The 17,395-nt window shown below is 62.2% G+C and carries 18 protein-coding genes; 13 read left to right on the plus strand and 5 right to left on the minus strand.

The window, feature by feature from the left end:
• Position 1: 1 nt before the first annotated feature.
• The 10 genes from Q4G20_RS02235 to Q4G20_RS02280 all read left to right on the plus strand — a co-directional run bounded on the left by Q4G20_RS02235 (position 2) and on the right by Q4G20_RS02280 (position 7,287).
• The gene (locus tag Q4G20_RS02235; RefSeq protein ID WP_303341686.1) at positions 2–208 is read left to right on the plus strand and encodes a DUF1737 domain-containing protein; all 207 of its coding nucleotides are present in this window, start codon (positions 2–4) and stop codon (positions 206–208) included.
• Positions 205–1,239: a MaoC family dehydratase gene (locus Q4G20_RS02240; RefSeq protein ID WP_303341687.1), complete on the plus strand. Its 1,035-nt coding sequence runs from the start codon at positions 205–207 to the stop codon at positions 1,237–1,239. The genes Q4G20_RS02235 and Q4G20_RS02240 overlap by 4 nt, the downstream gene beginning before the upstream one ends.
• 237 nt (positions 1,240–1,476) lie before the next feature.
• Positions 1,477–1,869 carry a succinate dehydrogenase, cytochrome b556 subunit gene (gene sdhC, locus Q4G20_RS02245; protein WP_303341688.1) on the plus strand — a complete coding sequence of 131 codons (393 nt, stop codon included), beginning with the start codon at positions 1,477–1,479 and terminating at the stop codon, positions 1,867–1,869.
• Between the two features lie 12 nt (positions 1,870–1,881).
• Complete coding sequence (locus Q4G20_RS02250) at positions 1,882–2,268, plus strand: succinate dehydrogenase, hydrophobic membrane anchor protein (protein ID WP_303341689.1); 387 nt, start codon at positions 1,882–1,884, stop codon at positions 2,266–2,268.
• A gap of 7 nt (positions 2,269–2,275) precedes the next feature.
• A complete protein-coding gene (gene sdhA, locus Q4G20_RS02255) occupies positions 2,276–4,078 on the plus strand; it encodes a succinate dehydrogenase flavoprotein subunit (RefSeq protein WP_303341690.1) in 1,803 nt (600 codons plus the stop codon).
• A complete protein-coding gene (locus tag Q4G20_RS02260) occupies positions 4,078–4,452 on the plus strand; it encodes a hypothetical protein (protein WP_303341692.1) in 375 nt (124 codons plus the stop codon). The genes sdhA and Q4G20_RS02260 overlap by 1 nt, the downstream gene beginning before the upstream one ends.
• The gene (locus Q4G20_RS02265) at positions 4,452–4,772 is read left to right on the plus strand and encodes a hypothetical protein (protein WP_303341694.1); all 321 of its coding nucleotides are present in this window, start codon (positions 4,452–4,454) and stop codon (positions 4,770–4,772) included. The genes Q4G20_RS02260 and Q4G20_RS02265 overlap by 1 nt, the downstream gene beginning before the upstream one ends.
• Positions 4,769–5,638 carry a polysaccharide pyruvyl transferase family protein gene (locus Q4G20_RS02270; protein WP_303341696.1) on the plus strand — a complete coding sequence of 290 codons (870 nt, stop codon included), beginning with the start codon at positions 4,769–4,771 and terminating at the stop codon, positions 5,636–5,638. Before Q4G20_RS02265 ends, Q4G20_RS02270 begins: the two co-directional genes overlap by 4 nt.
• A gap of 8 nt (positions 5,639–5,646) precedes the next feature.
• Positions 5,647–6,495, plus strand: a complete 849-nt coding sequence (locus Q4G20_RS02275; RefSeq protein ID WP_303341698.1) for a hypothetical protein — start codon at positions 5,647–5,649, stop codon at positions 6,493–6,495.
• Between the two features lie 12 nt (positions 6,496–6,507).
• A complete protein-coding gene (locus tag Q4G20_RS02280; RefSeq protein ID WP_303341699.1) occupies positions 6,508–7,287 on the plus strand; it encodes a succinate dehydrogenase iron-sulfur subunit in 780 nt (259 codons plus the stop codon).
• Positions 7,288–7,465: 178 nt separating this feature from the next.
• On the opposite strand, the gene glyS is transcribed toward Q4G20_RS02280, so the two are convergent.
• Genes glyS through Q4G20_RS02295 form a run of 3 tightly spaced genes read right to left on the minus strand, consistent with a single transcriptional unit; the run spans position 7,466 to position 10,919 of the window.
• Positions 7,466–9,523, minus strand: a complete 2,058-nt coding sequence (gene glyS, locus Q4G20_RS02285) for a glycine--tRNA ligase subunit beta (protein ID WP_303341701.1) — start codon at positions 9,521–9,523, stop codon at positions 7,466–7,468.
• Positions 9,523–10,005 (minus strand): DUF6446 family protein, encoded by a 483-nt coding sequence (locus Q4G20_RS02290; RefSeq protein WP_303341703.1) that lies wholly within the window; start codon positions 10,003–10,005, stop codon positions 9,523–9,525. Before Q4G20_RS02290 ends, glyS begins: the two co-directional genes overlap by 1 nt.
• A complete protein-coding gene (locus tag Q4G20_RS02295; protein WP_303341704.1) occupies positions 10,002–10,919 on the minus strand; it encodes a glycine--tRNA ligase subunit alpha in 918 nt (305 codons plus the stop codon). The genes Q4G20_RS02290 and Q4G20_RS02295 overlap by 4 nt, the downstream gene beginning before the upstream one ends.
• Positions 10,920–11,022: 103 nt before the next feature.
• On the opposite strand from Q4G20_RS02295, the gene Q4G20_RS02300 reads away from it, so the two are divergent.
• Together Q4G20_RS02300 and Q4G20_RS02305 are read left to right on the plus strand one after the other, a co-directional pair.
• Complete coding sequence (locus Q4G20_RS02300) at positions 11,023–12,321, plus strand: peptidoglycan-binding protein (protein WP_303341706.1); 1,299 nt, start codon at positions 11,023–11,025, stop codon at positions 12,319–12,321.
• Between the two features lie 4 nt (positions 12,322–12,325).
• The gene (locus Q4G20_RS02305; protein ID WP_303341708.1) at positions 12,326–12,532 is read left to right on the plus strand and encodes a DUF1289 domain-containing protein; all 207 of its coding nucleotides are present in this window, start codon (positions 12,326–12,328) and stop codon (positions 12,530–12,532) included.
• A 651-nt stretch (positions 12,533–13,183) separates the two neighbouring features.
• On the opposite strand, the gene clpA is transcribed toward Q4G20_RS02305, so the two are convergent.
• Positions 13,184–15,505, minus strand: a complete 2,322-nt coding sequence (gene clpA, locus Q4G20_RS02310) for an ATP-dependent Clp protease ATP-binding subunit ClpA (RefSeq protein ID WP_303341710.1) — start codon at positions 15,503–15,505, stop codon at positions 13,184–13,186.
• 181 nt (positions 15,506–15,686) lie between these two features.
• A complete protein-coding gene (gloB, locus tag Q4G20_RS02315) occupies positions 15,687–16,433 on the minus strand; it encodes a hydroxyacylglutathione hydrolase (protein WP_303341712.1) in 747 nt (248 codons plus the stop codon).
• Between the two features lie 57 nt (positions 16,434–16,490).
• On the opposite strand from gloB, the gene Q4G20_RS02320 reads away from it, so the two are divergent.
• A complete protein-coding gene (locus Q4G20_RS02320) occupies positions 16,491–17,288 on the plus strand; it encodes a class I SAM-dependent methyltransferase (RefSeq protein WP_303341714.1) in 798 nt (265 codons plus the stop codon).
• The last annotated feature ends 107 nt before the right edge of the window (positions 17,289–17,395 follow it).

The raw sequence follows: 17,395 nt of genomic DNA on the forward strand, positions 1-17,395 counted from the left end.
TATGACCACCCTCTATCGCTGCATCACCGAAGACGACACCGCCCGATTCTGCCACCGGGTCAGCGAAGCCCTGTCCAAAGGCTGGGCGCTGCATGGCAGCCCGGCCATGGCCTTTGATCCGGTCAAAGGCGTCATGCGCATGGCGCAGCCCGTCACGAAAACCGTGGATGCCGAATATCATCCCGATATGAAGCTGGGTGAGCAATGACCAAAACCAATCCGGGCCGCTTTTTCGAAGATTATCAGATCGGGCAGGTGATCCGCCACGCCGTCCCCCGCACCGTGGCCGAGGGCGAACGCGCACTGTATCACGCGCTCTATCCCGCGCGTCATGCGATTTATTCGTCCGATGAGTTTGCGGCGGATTGCGGGCTGGATGGCAGCCCGATGGACGATCTGATCGCCTTTCACGTCGTGTTCGGCAAGACCGTGCCGGATGTCAGCCTGAACGCCGTTGCCAATCTGGGCTATGCACAAGGTCGCTGGCTGCGTCCGGTTTGGCCGGGGGACACGCTGCGGTCGGAATCAACCGTGATCGGGCTGAAGCAGAACAGCAACGGCACATCCGGCGTCGTTTACGTCCGCACGCGCGGCCTGAACCAGATGGACGAAGTTGTTCTGGATTATGTCCGCTGGGTCATGGTGCGCAAACGCGATCTGGATGCGCCCGCCCCGGAAACGGTTGTGCCGGACCTGCCCGATGCCGTTGCAGCGGCGGATCTGGTGGTTCCAGATGGGTTGAACTTTGCCGATTATGATTTTGAACTGGCAGGGGAAAAGCACCGCTGGGGCGATTATCAGATCGGCGAAAAGATCGACCATGTGGACGGTATCACGATCGAGGAATCGGAACATATGCTGGCCACGCGACTGTGGCAAAACACCGCCAAGGTGCATTTTGACACCACCCATCGCGACGATGGCCGACGCTTGATTTATGGCGGGCATGTCATCAGCATGGCGCGGGCGCTGTCCTTCAACGGGCTGGCCAATGCGCAGATGATCGTGGCGCTGAACGGAGGCGCCCATGCGAATCCGTGCTTTGCCGGGGACACTGTGCGCGCCTGGTCCGAGGTGCTGGACCGCGCCGAAACCGATGCGCCCGGCGTCGGCGCGATCCGCCTGCGTCTGGTCGCGACCAAGGGCAACAGCGCGGATTTCACCCTGCGGGGGGATGACGGAAAATATGCCCCTGATGTGCTGCTGGATCTGGATTATTGGGCGCTGATTCCGGTTTAAGAGTTTGCGATAACAACGGCCTGCCGCGCAAATGCGGCGGGCTGTTTTTTGTGATCACATGCACAATTTCTGTGATCGCAAATTCGGAAAACGATTAAAATTCGTCCTATCCTCTGGTAAATCTGGCTGACAGATGCCAGAAAACAGGGCAAAGAACTGACCAATCGCCAGCCCGCGCGGCCAGCATTTTGCCTGCGCCCCGGTCTTGCCTAACCGATTTTGAAGGAGGGCCGCATCATGGCCGATCTGAACCGGGGGAACCGGCCGCTTTCCCCCCATCTTCAGGTTTATCGCCTGCCGATTACCGCAATCACCTCGATTCTGGTGCGTATTACCGGACATGCGTTGGTTGCCGGGGTGCTGCTGCTGGTGTGGTGGCTGACCGCCGCCGTGACGGGCGCGCAATCCTTTGCCCGCGCGGATTGGGTCGTGCGGTCGTTTCTGGGCTTCCTGATCTTTGTTCCGTCGGTCTGGGCGCTGTGGTTCCACGCGCTGGGCGGTATTCGCCACTTGTTTTATGACGCCGGTATGGGGATGACGATCGATGAATCGAACAAATCATCCTGGGCAATGATTATCGGTTCGGTGGCGCTGACGCTGCTGACCCTGCTGATTTTCTTTATCCGATAAGGGGTTAAACGGATGCGCTATATCACCCCCCGCAAGGCCGCGACTGGTCTGGGTTCCGCCCGTTCCGGCACCATGCGCCACTGGCAACTGACGGTCAGCGCCTATGCGCTGATCATCCTGACACCGCTGTTTCTGGCGGTCGTCGGTGGCGCCATCGGGCTGCCGCGCGAACAGGTCGCGATGCATTTTGGCCGCCCCTTTGCCGGTGTGATCACCGGGCTGTTTATCGTGGTCGGGATGCTGCATTTCATGCAAGGCACCCGCAACATGATCGACGATTACCTGCGCGGCGGCGCGCATAAAGGCGCGATCATCGCGTCGCAGGTTCTGGGCTGGGGCGTCATCGCCGCCGCCATCTTTGCACTGGCCAAAATGGCCCTGATTACCCCCACGCTCTGAGGACGATATGGCTGATTATCAAATTCATACGCATGATTATGATGTCGTCGTCGTGGGCGCCGGTGGTGCGGGCCTGCGCGCGACGCTGGGCATGGCCGAACAGGGCCTGCGCACGGCCTGCGTGACCAAGGTTTTCCCGACCCGTTCGCACACGGTTGCGGCGCAGGGCGGGATCGCCGCGTCTCTGTCGAATATGGGGCCGGACAACTGGCAGTGGCATATGTATGACACGGTTAAGGGGTCCGACTGGCTGGGCGACACCGACGCCATGGAATATCTGGCGCGCGAAGCACCCAAGGCCGTTTACGAACTGGAACATTACGGTGTGCCGTTCAGCCGGACCGAAGAAGGTAAAATCTATCAGCGTCCGTTCGGCGGCCACACGACCGAATTTGGCGAAGGCCCCCCGGTGCAGCGCACCTGCGCCGCCGCCGACCGCACCGGCCACGCGATTCTGCATACGCTCTATGGTCAGTCGCTGAAAAACAACGCCGAGTTTTTCATCGAATATTTCGCGCTTGATCTGATCGTGACCGATGGCAAATGCACCGGCGTTGTCTGCTGGAAACTGGATGACGGCACGATCCACGTCTTTAATGCCAAAATGGTGGTGCTGGCGACCGGCGGTTATGGCCGCGCCTATTTCAGCGCGACCTCGGCCCATACCTGCACTGGCGACGGCGGCGGGATGGTGGCGCGCGCGGGCCTGCCGCTGCAAGATATGGAATTCGTGCAATTCCACCCGACGGGGATTTACGGCTCGGGCTGTCTGATCACCGAAGGCGCGCGTGGTGAAGGTGGTTACCTGACCAACTCCGAGGGTGAGCGGTTCATGGAACGCTATGCCCCGACCTATAAGGATCTGGCGTCGCGTGACGTGGTATCGCGCTGCATCACCATCGAAATCCGCGAAGGTCGTGGCGTGGGTCCGCAAAAGGATCATATGTTCCTGAACCTGATGCACCTGCCGCCCGAGGCTTTGGCGGAACGCCTGCCGGGCATCAGCGAATCGGCCAAGATTTTCGCGGGCGTTGACGTGACCAAGGCCCCGATCCCGATCCTGCCGACCGTGCATTACAACATGGGCGGCATCCCCACGAACTATTGGGGTGAGGTGCTGAACCCGACCGCCGAACAGCCCGACGCTGTGTTCCCCGGCCTGATGGCTGTGGGTGAGGCGGGCTGTGCCTCGGTCCATGGCGCGAACCGTCTGGGGTCGAACAGCCTGATCGACCTGGTGGTGTTCGGCCGCGCCGCCGCCATCCGTGCCGGAGAAGTGATCGACCGTGAAGCCCCCGTTCCCGCGACCAATCAGGAACAGGTGGATCGCGCTCTGGCCCGCTTTGACGCGCTGCGCCACGCCAATGGCGGCACCACGACCGCGCAGCTGCGCGACGAAATGCAGCGCACGATGCAGGCCGATGCCGCGGTGTTCCGCACCGACAAAACGCTGGCCGAAGGTGTTGAAAAGATGGAAAAGATCGCCGCCAAGGTGGCCGATCTCAAGGTGTCGGATCGCGGCTTGATCTGGAACACCGACCTGATGGAAACGCTGGAACTGACCAACCTGATGCCGAACGCTTTGGCCACCATCGTCGCCGCCGAGGCGCGCAAGGAAAGCCGCGGCGCCCATGCGCATGAGGATTATCCCGACCGCGACGACGCCAACTGGCGCAAACACTCTCTTGCATGGGTTGATGGCGACAAGGTTAAACTGGCCTATCGCCCCGTCCATCTTGAGCCGCTGACGGCGCAGGATGATGGCGGGATCGACCCGATGAAAATTGCTCCGAAAAAGAGGGTGTACTGATGGCTGTTAAACTTTACGCGGGTTTTGGCGCGGTTGCGCTGCTGCTGGCGGGCTGTGTCGCGCCGATGCCGACGACTCCGGTCGTCACGCCTGCGGCCCCTGTGGTCACGGCGCCCATGCCTGCGACGGTTCTGGATGCCGCATCGCGCGAACTGGCCCGCACGGTCATTAACCGCGAAATGCAAAGCCGGATGCCGGGCGCGAATACGCAGCCTTGGGCCGATTGCGTGATCAACAACGCCACCACGGCGGAATTGATCGACATCGCGCAAATGTCGCGCGCGGGCGCGTCGGGTGTTGGGGCCAGCGTTGCGACCATCGTGTCGCGTCCGGCCACGGCGCAGTGCATCGCCGCTGCGGCGCGGACGGCCTGATGATGCGTGGGCTTGCCCTGATCGCGGTGATGCCGCTGGCGGTGCTGGTCACTGCCTGCGGCCCCATCCCGGTCGAGCAGGCCGAACGTGCCTGCCTGCGCAACGCCGAACTGGCCGTTGCGCCGCGCAGTCAGGTGCATATGGGCATTTCCACCGGCAGCGGCGGCCCGCGCGTTGCCGGTGGGTTCAAGGTCGAAATGTCCAGCGATTACATCGCCGGACGCGACCCGGCCGAGGTCTATGACCGCTGCGTGATGCGCCGATCCGGTCAGATGCCGAACCGGCCTTTGACCGATTATCCCGGGTGGAGACGTTCATGAACGCCGCCGCGGAACGATCGCATTTGACGCCGGCACAGGGCTATACTAAGCCCTCGCGTCCGGTCCGGGCGTTGATGCGCCTGGGTCTGTTGCAGGGCCGCCGGATGTATTGGTGGTGGGGCGACAAGATCAATTTTGGCGATTGGGTCGGTCCGCTGATTTACGAATGGCGCACCGGACGCCGCCCGATTTTCTGCAACAGCCGGGGATCGTCGGCGGGGCATTATTATGTCACGGCGGGCAGTGTTCTGTCCTTTGGCCATCAGGCGGGGCGTGGGATCGTCTGGGGATCGGGCGTGATTTCGGGGGATGCGGAGATTGCGCGCCCCAAGGTCATCCATGCCGTGCGCGGACCACTGACCCGTGGCCGTTGCCTTGATCTGGGCTATGACTGCCCGCCGGTTTATGGCGATCCGGGCATTTTGGTGCCGCAGGTGCTGGGGCTGGTGCCGTCCCAGCCGCGTTACAAATTGGGGATTATCCCCCATTTCCGCGAAGCCGCCGCGCTTTCCGCCCATTGGGCGACGAACCCTGATGTCTGCGTGATCGACGTGCTGACCGATGTTGAAACCGTCGCGCGCCAGATTGCGGATTGCGCGGTTGTGGTCTCCAGCTCGCTGCATGGGCTGATCGTGTCCCATGCGATGAACATTCCGGCGGGCTGGGTGCGGTTCCAGCCGGGCGACCATCTGGATCGCTGGAAATTCCACGATTACTATGCCTCGGGCGGGGTGACCGATGATATCGCGCCGGTCATGCTGGGCGCCGATGCGCAAATGGCGGATCTGATCACGGTCGCGACAAACGCGCCGCGCCCGCAGTTAGAGCCGCTGATGCAGCCTTTACTTGACTGTTGCCCGTTTTAGGATCGGTGATGGCGCATTCCGCAGCATATTCCCCGCAGAAAGGCCCACGCCGCCGCCTCATTCTGCATGTCGGTGTGCAAAAAACCGGCAGCACAGCGATTCAGCGGCATTTGGGCGGCAATGCGGACCGGCTGGCCGATCATCTGATCCTGCGCACGCCGGGTTGTGGCCCGCTGATGCGGTCGCTGGGCCGTGCGGCGATTGGGTTCAGTCTGGGTGAAACGTCGAAAAAACAGTTGCAAGACGCAATCGCAGACGTTTTGAATGATCTGCCGGGTGGTGATCTGCCGGTTGTGATCAGCCACGAAAATCTGGCGGGGGCGATGCCCGGGAATGGCGGCGAAACGCGTCTGTTCCCCAAGCTGCCGCGCATTGCGGAAATTCTGTGCGATACGGCGGCGGGCTTTGATCCGCAGATCGTGTTTTACAGTCGCAATTTGACGCAGTGGCGGCCCAGCGTGTGGGCGCAGGCCGTGCGGACCGATGGTTACACCGGCACATTCGCCGATTTTGAACGCGAGACGGTGGATTTGCCGAAATGGGGCGACCTGTTGCGCCGTCTGACGGCGGCTGTTGGTGCAAATCGCGTCACCCGCCTGCGGCTTGAAGATGAAACCGACCCCACCCGCCCCGGTGCGCAATTGCTGGCGCTTGTTGGGGTAGGGGCGGCTGACATCGCCGCGCTGCCCGCGTTGCAAGGCGCGTCGATGGCGCAGTTGTCGCCCGCGTCAACCGAATTTCTGCGCCGCCTGAATGGGCAGGCGCTGAACCCTCATGCGCGGTATAAGGTGGCCGAATTGGTCGCCCGCGCCCAACATTTGTTTGCGGCCGATGCGCCGCCCGAAGGCACGTTCTGAAAGGAAGCACCCATGGTTGAGTTAACATTGCCCAAGAACAGCCAGATTCGCGTCGGCAAAACCTGGCCTAAGCCTGCGGGCGCAACGAATCTGCGCAAATTCAAAATTTATCGCTGGGATCCCGATACTGGGGAAAATCCGCGGCTGGATACCTATTTCGTGGATATGGACACGTGCGGTCCGATGGTTCTGGACGCGTTGATTAAGATTAAGAACGAAATCGACCCCACGCTGTCGTTCCGCCGGTCCTGCCGTGAAGGGATTTGCGGTTCCTGCGCAATGAATATCGACGGCGGCAACCATCTGGCCTGTATCTATGGCATGGATGAAATCAGCGGCGACGTGAACATCTATCCTCTGCCGCATATGGCCGTGGTCAAGGATCTGGTGCCGGATCTGACGCATTTTTACGCTCAGCACGCCAGCGTGAACCCCTATCTGATCACCAAATCGCCCACGCCGAACAAAGAATGGCGTCAGTCGATCGAGGATCGCAAGCATCTGGACGGCCTGTATGAGTGTATCCTCTGCGCGTCCTGTTCGACGTCCTGCCCGTCTTATTGGTGGAATGGCGACCGTTATCTGGGACCGGCGGCGCTGCTGCACGCTTATCGCTGGATCATCGACAGCCGCGATGAGGCGACCGGCGAACGTCTGGACGATCTGGAAGATCCGTTCAAACTGTATCGCTGCCACACGATCATGAACTGCACCAACACCTGCCCCAAAGGTCTGAATCCGGCCAAGGCGATTGCGTCGATCAAACATATGATGGTGGAGCGCGCGGTTTAATCCGTCGCGCCGGGGGATTTTGCATCCCCCCAGCCTGCCCACTGGTGGGCAGGCGTTCGACGGGGCAAAGGTCCACTGGACTTTTGCCTGATCCGTCTCACCCCAGCAGGGTGTTTCTGCACAGAAGAAACGCGGCGTGCCGCATGAAAAAGCCGGGGTTTTGGCCCCGGCTTTTGTCTTATCCCTCGATCCGAGAGAAATCGGCGATGTCGCGGCCTGCGGCTCGGATGCGGTGCAGCAGGTTCAGCCGGTTGCGGCGCACCACGCTGTTGTCGGTGTTGACCTGAACGGCGGTGAAGAACGCGTCAATCGGGCCGCGCAGGGCGGCAATCGCGGACATGGCGGCGGGATAGTTTTCGTCCGCCATGGCCTGCCGGATCGCCGGTTCGGCGGTATCCAGAGCTGCGAACAGGGCGCGTTCTTCATCGGTTTCCGCGAATTTCGGATCGGCGCCAAAGCTGTATTCCACGCCATCGGCGCTTTCCGCCTGACCCAGAATGTTGGCGGCGCGTTTCAGCCCTTGCAGCAGGTTTTCCCCGTCTGCGGTGTGCAGCATATCGTTCAGCGCAGTGGCGCGGGCGACCACGGCGGTCAGATCATCGCGCCCGTCTTGGGCCAGCACCGCGTCGATCACGTCATGGCGAACGCCTTGGTCCCGCAGATGGACCTTCAGCCGGTCATGCAGGAACGATAGCAGGTCGGTGCCGTCATTGCCGGGATAGCCCGCCGCAAAAATGGGCAGCAGCGGCATCCGCACACCATTCCCCAGCACCAACCGAATAACCCCCAAAGCGGCGCGGCGCAGGGCGTAGGGGTCTTTGGACCCCGTGGGTTTTTCGTCGATGGCCCAGAAGCCGGTCAGCGTGTCGATTTTATCGGCCAGTGCCACGGCGACGGACACGGGGGCGGTTGGCACGGCGTCGCTTGGGCCAAGCGGCGAATAATGGTCGCGGGCGGCGTCCGCCACGGCGTCAGCTTGGCCGGCGTTCAAGGCGTAATACCGGCCCATCACGCCTTGCAGTTCGGGAAATTCGCCGACCATGGACGAACGCAAATCCAGTTTTGCGATGCGCGCGGCCTGTTCGGCCTGATCCGGGTCGGCCCCCACGGCGGGCGCGATGTCGCGGGCCAATGCGGCGATGCGGGTCACGCGGTCCGATTGCGACCCCAGTTTCGCGTGGAAGGTGACGGATGCCAACCCATCGGCCCAGTTGGTCATCCCGCCGCGGGCCTGACGCACATCGTTTTCCCAGAAAAACACCGCATCCGACAGGCGCGCGGCCAGAACGCGTTGATTGCCCGCCAGAATCGCCGCGCCGTCATCAGTGGTTTCGATATTGGCGACGGTCACGAACCCTTCGATCCGACCGGTTTTTGGGTTGCGGGCGGAAAAGAACTTCTGGTGTTCCTTCATCGAGGTTTGCAGCACCTCGGGGGGCAGGTCCAGAAAACGGTCCTGAATGACGCCCATCAGCGGCACGGGCCATTCGACCAGACCCGCCACCTCGGCCAGCAGGGCGTCATCGGGGACAATATCCCAGCCGCGCGCAAAAGCCAGATTGTCCGCGCCGTTGCGGATCGCCTGCGCGCGTTCGTCCGCGTCCAGCATGACATAGGCGGCGCGCAGTTTGTCGGCGTAATCGTCAAACCCGGTCACGGCGAACGCATCGGGGGCCATGAACCGATGGCCGCGCGTGGTGTTGCCCGACGCGATACCGTCCACATCCAGCGGCACGATCTGCGCCCCGGCCTCATCGCTCAGGATGCACAGGATGGAATGCAGCGGGCGGACCCAACGCAGGCTGCCCGACCCCCAGCGCATGGATTTCGGCCACGGAAAGTTGCGGATGGTGCGGTCCAGCACCTCGGCCACGATGTCGGCGGCGGGGCGGCCCGGACGGGTCAGGACGGCAAAGAACACCTCGGCCTTTTTGTCGGCGCGGCGTTCCAGTTGGTCAATCGTCAGCCCGGTCGAGCGCAGAAACCCGGCAATCGCCTGTTCGGGGGCGTCGGTGCGCGGCCCTTTGCGTTCGTCGCGGGTGGTGGGGCTGTGGGCGGTCAGCCCCTCGACCGTCAGGGTCAGGCGGCGCGGCGTCGAAAACGCGCCCGCACTGGCATAGGTCAGGCCGGATTCCACCAGACCATCGGTGATCAGGCGTTTCAGATCAGCCGCCGCGCGGGCCTGCATCCGGGCGGGGATTTCTTCGGAGAAAAGTTCAATCAGCAGATCGGGCATTATTCGATGACTTTCTTTTCTTCGGCGGTTTCGTTCAGTTGATGCCAGGCAAAGGCGCGGCCATCGGGGTAAACGGCGATGACGCGATCCACGCCGGGGCGGATGTCGGCCTGCGACAAGAACCCCTGCGCCGCGCCGGATTCCAGATCGCCGCCCACGCCGCGCGCGTTGAAGCAGCGGAACCAGCTGGGGCCGATGGTCGGCGTCGGATCGGCAAAGACCGGCAGACCGGCCAGATCGGCGTGATCGACCGTAAAGCAGGCCCGATACCCCAAAGGCGAGCTGGATTTATCAATGCCGCGAAAATCGCGCACGGGCAGGGGGGCCAGTTCGCCATCCGCCTGCGTGATGAACAGCGTTTGCGTGCCGGTGATTTCGTCCACATCGTCATAAAACGCGTAAACTTGCAGATACCAGACCGCAATCGCCGCCAGAACGGCGGACAGCGCCAGCATGGAAATGGCAATGCGACCTTGGTTCATGCGCCCGCCGCCGATGTGGTCAGGAACAGATCGGCGCAGCCCTTGGCCAGTGCGCGGACGCGGCCAATATAGGCCTGACGTTCCGTCACCGAAATCACGCCGCGCGCGTCCAGCAGGTTGAACAGATGGCTGGCCTTGATCGCCTGATCATAGGCCGGATGCGCCATCGGGATACGCCGCCCGGCATCGTCGGTTTCCGCAGCGGCAAGGATGCGGGCGCATTCGGCCTCGGCGTCCTTAAAATGCTGAAACAGCATGTCGGTATCGGCCTGATCGAAATTCCAGCGGGAATATTCCTGTTCGGTCTGGCGGAACACATCGCCATAGGTCAGCGGGATCGGCGCATCGGGGCTGTTGAACGGCATATCCATGACGTGTTCCACGCCCAGCACATACATGGCCAGCCGTTCCAATCCATAGGTCAGTTCGCCCGAAACGGGGCGGCAATCATGCCCGCCAACCTGTTGGAAATAGGTGAACTGGCTGACCTCCATCCCGTCGCACCACACTTCCCATCCCAGACCCCAGGCGCCAAGAGTGGGCGATTCCCAGTCATCTTCGACAAAGCGCACGTCATGGGCCATCGGGTCCAGACCAATCGCGCGCAGGCTGCCCAGATACAATTCCTGCAAATTCGCGGGGCTGGGTTTGATGATAACCTGATATTGATAATAATGCTGCAACCGGTTGGGGTTTTCGCCGTAACGCCCATCCGTGGGGCGGCGCGACGGTTGGACATAGGCTGCGGCCCATGCTTTATTGCCCAAAGCGCGCAGAGTCGTGGCGGGGTGGAACGTGCCGGCGCCCACCTCCATATCATAGGGCTGCAAAATCGCGCAGCCATGTTCGGCCCAGTAAGATTGCAGGCGCAGGATGATGTCCTGAAAGCTGCGGGGTCGGTTGGGGCTGGTCATCGGGCCGTCCTTTTTGCATAGATCAGCAAAGCGTGCGCGTCTTCTAGGCGCGGCATAAGGCGGGGTCAACAACGCCCCTGCAATCAAGGTAAAGGGATTTCAGATGCGGCAATTGGCGATGGTGGTTTTGGCGACAGTGTTGCCAGTGGCGGGATTTGCACAAGACGCCATCATTCGGATCGAGGCAAAGCGGGGCGCAGGCGTTGCCGACACCGTGGCCGGTTGGGCCGAACGGTTTGACGATGTGGTGACCTTTCCGTTGCCCGGCGGATGGACCGGCATTGGTCTGGGGCCGCTGGACCGGGCTGCGGCCGATGCGCGGATTGCGGAACTGAAATCGGCGCGAGCGATCCCGGCGGACAGTTTTGTGGCCGTGCCTGCGGCGGGAACGGTGCTGACGCCGGTTGCGGGGCAGGCGGGCGATGCGGCGGATGCTGTGGAAACGACCGTCGAAGCTGTGGCTGAACCCGTTGTTGAACCCGAACCCGCCCCGGAAACCGCGCATATCCGGCTTGAGGCGTTTCAGGACCGGGTCGAGGCGGATGAGGCATTGGCCCGTTGGCAGGCCGATTATCCCGGTGCCGGGTTGTGGGCGCTGCCGAATGGCTGGTTCGGCATTGCGGTTGGCCCCGTGCTGCCCGAAACGGCGGCGGCGTGGTTGCCGGTGTTGAAACAGGCGGGCGCAGTGCCGCAGGACGCATTCATCGCGGATGTGGCGGATATGGGCGACACTCTGGTGGCCGGTGATGCCGCTGATCTGCCCGCGCCCGGTGCCTCGGAGCCGATGCCGCCGCTGACCGACGTTCAACGCGCGTTGCGTTGGGCGGGTTATTACGACGGTGTGATCGACGGGCTGGATGGTCCGGGAACGCAGGCCGCCATTCGCGCCGAAATCGCCGCCGAGCGCGAATCGCTGGATCCCGGCACCGCGATGCGCCTGTTGATCGAACGCCGCGACGATTGGCGCGCGGGGATGGAGCTGGTCGAACTGCGCGACGACGCCACCGGCCTGTCGCTAACCGCACCGATGCAGTTTCTGGAATTTGACCGGGCGGAACGGGCGCTGTCGATCTATGGCCCGCGTGACGGGTCGGGGGCGGCGCTGATCCTGTTCAGCCAACCCGGCGGGCAACAGGAATTGCTGGATCTGTCCGGTCTGGTCACGGCGCTGGGCTGGGTGCCGTCGCCTGAACGCATGATTACGCAAGGGCATATCCTGCTGACCGGCGCGAATGACGACCATATCAGCCGGGCCGAAGGCTGGGTGCGCGACAACCGCGCCATCGGCTATGTCCTGATCTGGCCCAGTGCCTCGGCGTCCGAGGCCCCGCGCATCGCCGCCGAAATCAGCGAAACCCTGACCCGGTTCGCCCCGGCGGGGAACGAAGCGGCGACGCAGTAACCCCATGCCCGGCATCGCGTCCCCCTGCATCAATGTCTGCCGGATCGAGCCAGCCAGCGGCCTCTGCATCGGCTGCTGGCGCAGTCTTGACGAAATCACTGCTTGGCGCGACCTGACCGACGATCAGCGGCGGGACATTATCGAGGCCGTTGACCAGCGGCGGGAAACCGCGCGGCAACTGCCGCGGGCGGCGCGGGGTGCTGTGCGCTGATGATTTCGGTAATCCGCACCGGATTATGATTAACGAACGCGCCCGCCGGACCCAAACGCGAACACCAGCGGCAGATTGCGCAAGATAGGAACAATGCTCGCTAACCGTCTAATTTCGTTCACCTTTATGCATGGAGCGCGCCCGCATCATTGGCCAGACGGACCGATAACGGGGCAAAGCAGGCTGACCGCTGTGAGTTAAGAGTGGTTCGAATAAATCACCCTAACATGCTTATTTCGTTACATTATCGCGCAAAGAAACCGGTGCAAAAATGCTGCGCCTGACATCGTTCTTCCGCCAACAGCGAGGTTTGTGTTTGTAATCGGTGACAGGCTGAAGCCGGCCCATAACCGGCCAACCTCACCGCCGGCATAGGAAAGCGCAGCGATCAGATGGGCAAGGGTGGTTAGAATAAATTAAATTATCCCATTGATTCATAGTTGTTTTATTGCAGAATGGACGTCACGAAAACGCCGCCCCCCATCATCAGCGATGCGTCTGTTCCGCCAAGCCGCCGCGCGACAGGTCTGGGCCATCATTCGTTGCGACGTAAACACGTGGGCAGCGGGGCGGTGAAGTCGGTTCGAACAAACCGCCCTAACCAGTTGTTTTCCAATCAAAACCGGGCGGCGCCTAAACGCCGCCCGGTGATCATTCCGCCGTCAGCAACGGCGTTTTGGTTTTGCCGATCCGGGGCGCGTCCGGGCCGGTGATGTCAAAGGCGGGTTTGTCATCCGCGATCAGCACGCGCACGGTGCCGCCTTTGGTCAGGCGACCGAACAGCAATTCTTCGGCCAACGGCTTTTTGATGTATTCCTGAATCACACGACCCAGAGGACGCGCGCCCATGCGGTCGTCATAACCCTTTTCGGCCAGCCAATTCGCGGCTTCCGGCGTCAGCTCGATCTGGACGTTGCGATCCATCAGCTGCGCTTCCAGTTGCAGGATAAATTTATCCACCACATGGATCACCACATCGCGCGACAGCGGCGCAAAGCTGATGATCGCGTCCAGACGGTTGCGGAATTCCGGCGTAAAGGTGCGTTCGATGGCGGCGGTATCTTCGCCTTCGCGGCGGTCGCGACCGAAACCAATCGCCGCGCGCGCCTGATCGGCAGCACCGGCATTCGATGTCATGATCAGGATCACGTTGCGGAAATCAACCTGGCGGCCGTTATGGTCGGTCAGACGCCCCGCATCCATGATTTGCAGCAGGATATTGAACACATCGGGATGCGCCTTTTCGATTTCGTCCAGCAACAGCACGCAATGCGGGTGCTGGTCCACGCCATCGGTCAGCAGCCCGCCCTGATCAAAGCCGACATAGCCCGGAGGCGCGCCGATCAACCGGCTGACCGCGTGCTTTTCCATATATTCGGACATATCGAACCGCAGAAGTTCGACCCCCAGCGTGCTGGCGAGTTGTTTCGCCACCTCGGTTTTGCCGACGCCGGTCGGGCCTGCGAACAGGTAATTGCCGATGGGCTTTTCCGGTTCGCGCAGGCCCGCGCGGGCCAGTTTGATCGCCGATGACAGCGTTTCGATGGCGGCGTCCTGACCAAAGACCACACGTTTCAGCGTGGTGTTCAGATCGCGCAGCACCTCGGCGTCGTCTTTGCTGACGTTTTTCGGCGGGATGCGGGCGATTTTTGCCACCACAGCCTCGATCTCTTTGGGGCTGATGGTTTTGCGTCGCTTGCTTTCGGCGACCAGATGCTGCGCCGCGCCCGCCTCGTCGATCACGTCGATGGCCGAATCGGGCAGTTTGCGGTCGTTGATATAGCGGCTGGCCAGTTCTACCGCCGTCTTGATCGCCTCGTTCGTGTAGCGCAGATCGTGATGCGCCTCGAAATGCGGCTTGAGACCCATCAGGATCTTGATGCTGTCAGGGACCGAGGGTTCGTTCACGTCGATCTTCTGGAACCGGCGGGAGAGCGCGCGGTCCTTTTCAAAATGCTGGCGAAATTCCTTGTAGGTGGTTGAGCCCATGCAGCGCAGCTTGCCGCCCGCCAGCGCGGGTTTCAGCAGGTTCGAGGCGTCCATCGCCCCGCCCGAGGTCGCGCCCGCGCCGATGACCGTATGGATTTCGTCGATGAACAGAATCGCGTCGGGATGCGCTTCAAGCTCTTTGACCACGGCTTTCAGCCGTTCCTCGAAATCGCCGCGATAGCGGGTTCCGGCCAGCAGCGCGCCCATATCCAGCGAAAAGATCGTCGCGCCCGACAGCACGTCGGGCGTTTCGCCGCGGGTGATTTTCAGGGCCAGACCTTCGGCAATGGCGGTTTTGCCCACGCCGGGATCGCCCACCAGCAGGGGGTTGTTTTTGCGGCGGCGGCACAGAACCTGAATCGCGCGCTCAACCTCGGATTCGCGACCGATCAGGGGGTCAATGTCGCCCTGTTTCGATTTGGCGTTCAGATCGACGCAGTATTTCGACAGCGCCGATTCGTCCTTTTGTTCCGGCGCGGCGTCAGCGCGGTGTTCGACGGGGTCGTCGGTGCCTTCGACCTTGCGCGGTTCGTTATAGGACGGGTTTTTTGCCACGCCATGCGCGATAAAGTTCACCGCGTCATACCGCGTCATATCCAGTTCTTGCAGGAAAAACGCCGCATTCGATTCGCGTTCGGCGAAAATTGCGACCAGCACATTGGCGCCCGTCACCTCGGACCGGCCCGAGCTTTGGACATGGATCGCGGCACGCTGGATCACGCGCTGAAACGCGGCGGTCGGCACGGCCTCGGACCCGTCCACATCGGTGATCAGGGTGGACAGGTCATCCTGAATGAAATCCATCAGCGTTTTGCGCAGGGCATCCAGATCCACATCGCAGGCGCGCATGACCTTAACCGCTTCGGGTTCGTCGGTCAGGGCCAGCAACAGATGTTCCAGCGTCGCCAGTTCGTGACGATGATCGTTTGCCAGCGCAAGCGCCTGATGAATGGCCTGTTCCAAAGAGTTCGAGAAACTGGGCACGCGTCTTCTCCTGTCAGTCGGCTGGCGGTATGGGCGGATGGCGCCCACCGGCCCAGACTGTCATGATCGTTTTAAGATTTGGTTTATTTCCGCCAGCATCAAGTTCTTTTTCAACCGAGGCCGCGCTTTTCACCAAAAGGTTTGTCGTAATGTGATGGCGCGCCTGCGGTTTTTCAAGCGGTCAAAAATCATCCTTCAGCACGCGCAGATGGGCGAATATGTCGGCATCCGTCGCGCCTTGCATCCCCAGCGGTTCGCGCAAGTGGTCCACACGCAGGAACGGATTCGTCGCGCGTTCCAGATCCAGCGTGGCGGGCGCGCAGGGCTGGCGCGATTCGGCAACCGCGGTCAGGCGGTCACGCAGCGCGGCGTTGTCGGGGTCAACCGACAGGGCAAAGGCGCCGTTGCCCGCGCAATAATCATGCCCCGAACAAATCAGCGTATCACCGGGCAGGGCGTTCAGGCGCGACAGGCTGGCCCATGCCGTTTCGGCATCGCCTTCGAACAGGCGGCCACAGCCAAGCGCCATCAGGCTGTCGGCGGTAAAGGCCAATGCCGATTGCGGGAAATAATAGGCGACATGGCCGACCGTGTGGCCCGATGCGTCGATGACCTGCGCGTCCTGCCCCAGCACGGGGATGACATCGCCGGGGGCCACGGCCTGATCCAGCGGCGGCAGGCGATGCGCGTCAGACGCTGCGCCAATCACCCGCGCGCCGGTTTCCGCCACGATTTCAGCCACGGCCTGAATATGATCGTCGTGGTGATGCGTGATTAAAATCGCGTCCAGCCCCCAGCCACGCGCGGCCAGTTCGGTCAGAATCGGCATGGCTTCGGGGGCGTCGATCAGGGCGGTGCCAGCATCGCCGTGGATCAGATAGGCATAGTTGTCTTTCAGGCAACGGATCGTGACCAGTTCCAACGGCATTGGCATTTCCCCTTACATATGGTGTCTTGGCGTCAGCTTAACCCGCCGCGACAGGTCATGCATCACGATATAAACCAGCTGCGCCGATTCTATTACCAACGCTCGCTGGGGCGGGTGGTTCAGCGGATTTTGCGCGACCGGTTGACGGAACGCTGGCGGCCGGATGGGTGCAAGGGGATGACGGTGGCCGGATACGGCTTTGCCGCGCCGATGCTGCGCCCCTATCTGACGTCCGCGCGGAGGGTCACGGCCTTGATGCCCGCGCCGCAGGGGGGGATGGCGTGGCCCGTGGGGATGCCAAACCACAGCGTGTTATGCGACGAAACCGCGTGGCCGGTGGATACCGGCAGCGTGGACCGGCTGGTGATGCTGCACGGGCTGGAAACCAGCGACGATCCGCGCGGCCTGCTGGATCAGGCGTGGCGCGTTCTGGGGCCGGGGGGGCGCATGATGCTGATGGTGCCGAACCGGGCGGGGCTGTGGGCGGCATCGGATGCGACCCCTTTTGGCATGGGGCGGGCCTATACCACCGGGCAAATCGAATCGCAGATGCGCGCGGCGGGGTTTGTGCCAGAATGGCACGGCGCGGCGGTTTACATACCGCCATCAGATCGGCGGTTCTGGCTGAGGGGCGCGCAGTTTTGGGAACGCACCGGCGCGCGGATCAGCAGCGTGCTGGTCGCCGGTATGATTATGGTCGAATTGTCCAAGCAAACCCATGCCTTGAACGGCCCAACCGCAACCGTCCATGTCCCGAATCCCCTTGAGATTCTGGACGGCGTGATCCGTCCGCAACCGGTTCGGGGACCGCTGGCGCAGCGGATGCCGGGGCAGGGGGCGGGTCGCTGGCGCTAACATGGGCGTGATGCTGCGGCCTTGGTCGCAAAGCCTCTCGGTTTCGTGTGTAAGACGGTTGCCGCGCGCGAAATCACCTGCTAATGACGCGATGATCTTTGGACGGC

Origin of the sequence: Paracoccus sp. (in: a-proteobacteria), assembly GCF_030538495.1 — a bacterium.
Lineage (GTDB): Bacteria > Pseudomonadota > Alphaproteobacteria > Rhodobacterales > Rhodobacteraceae > Paracoccus.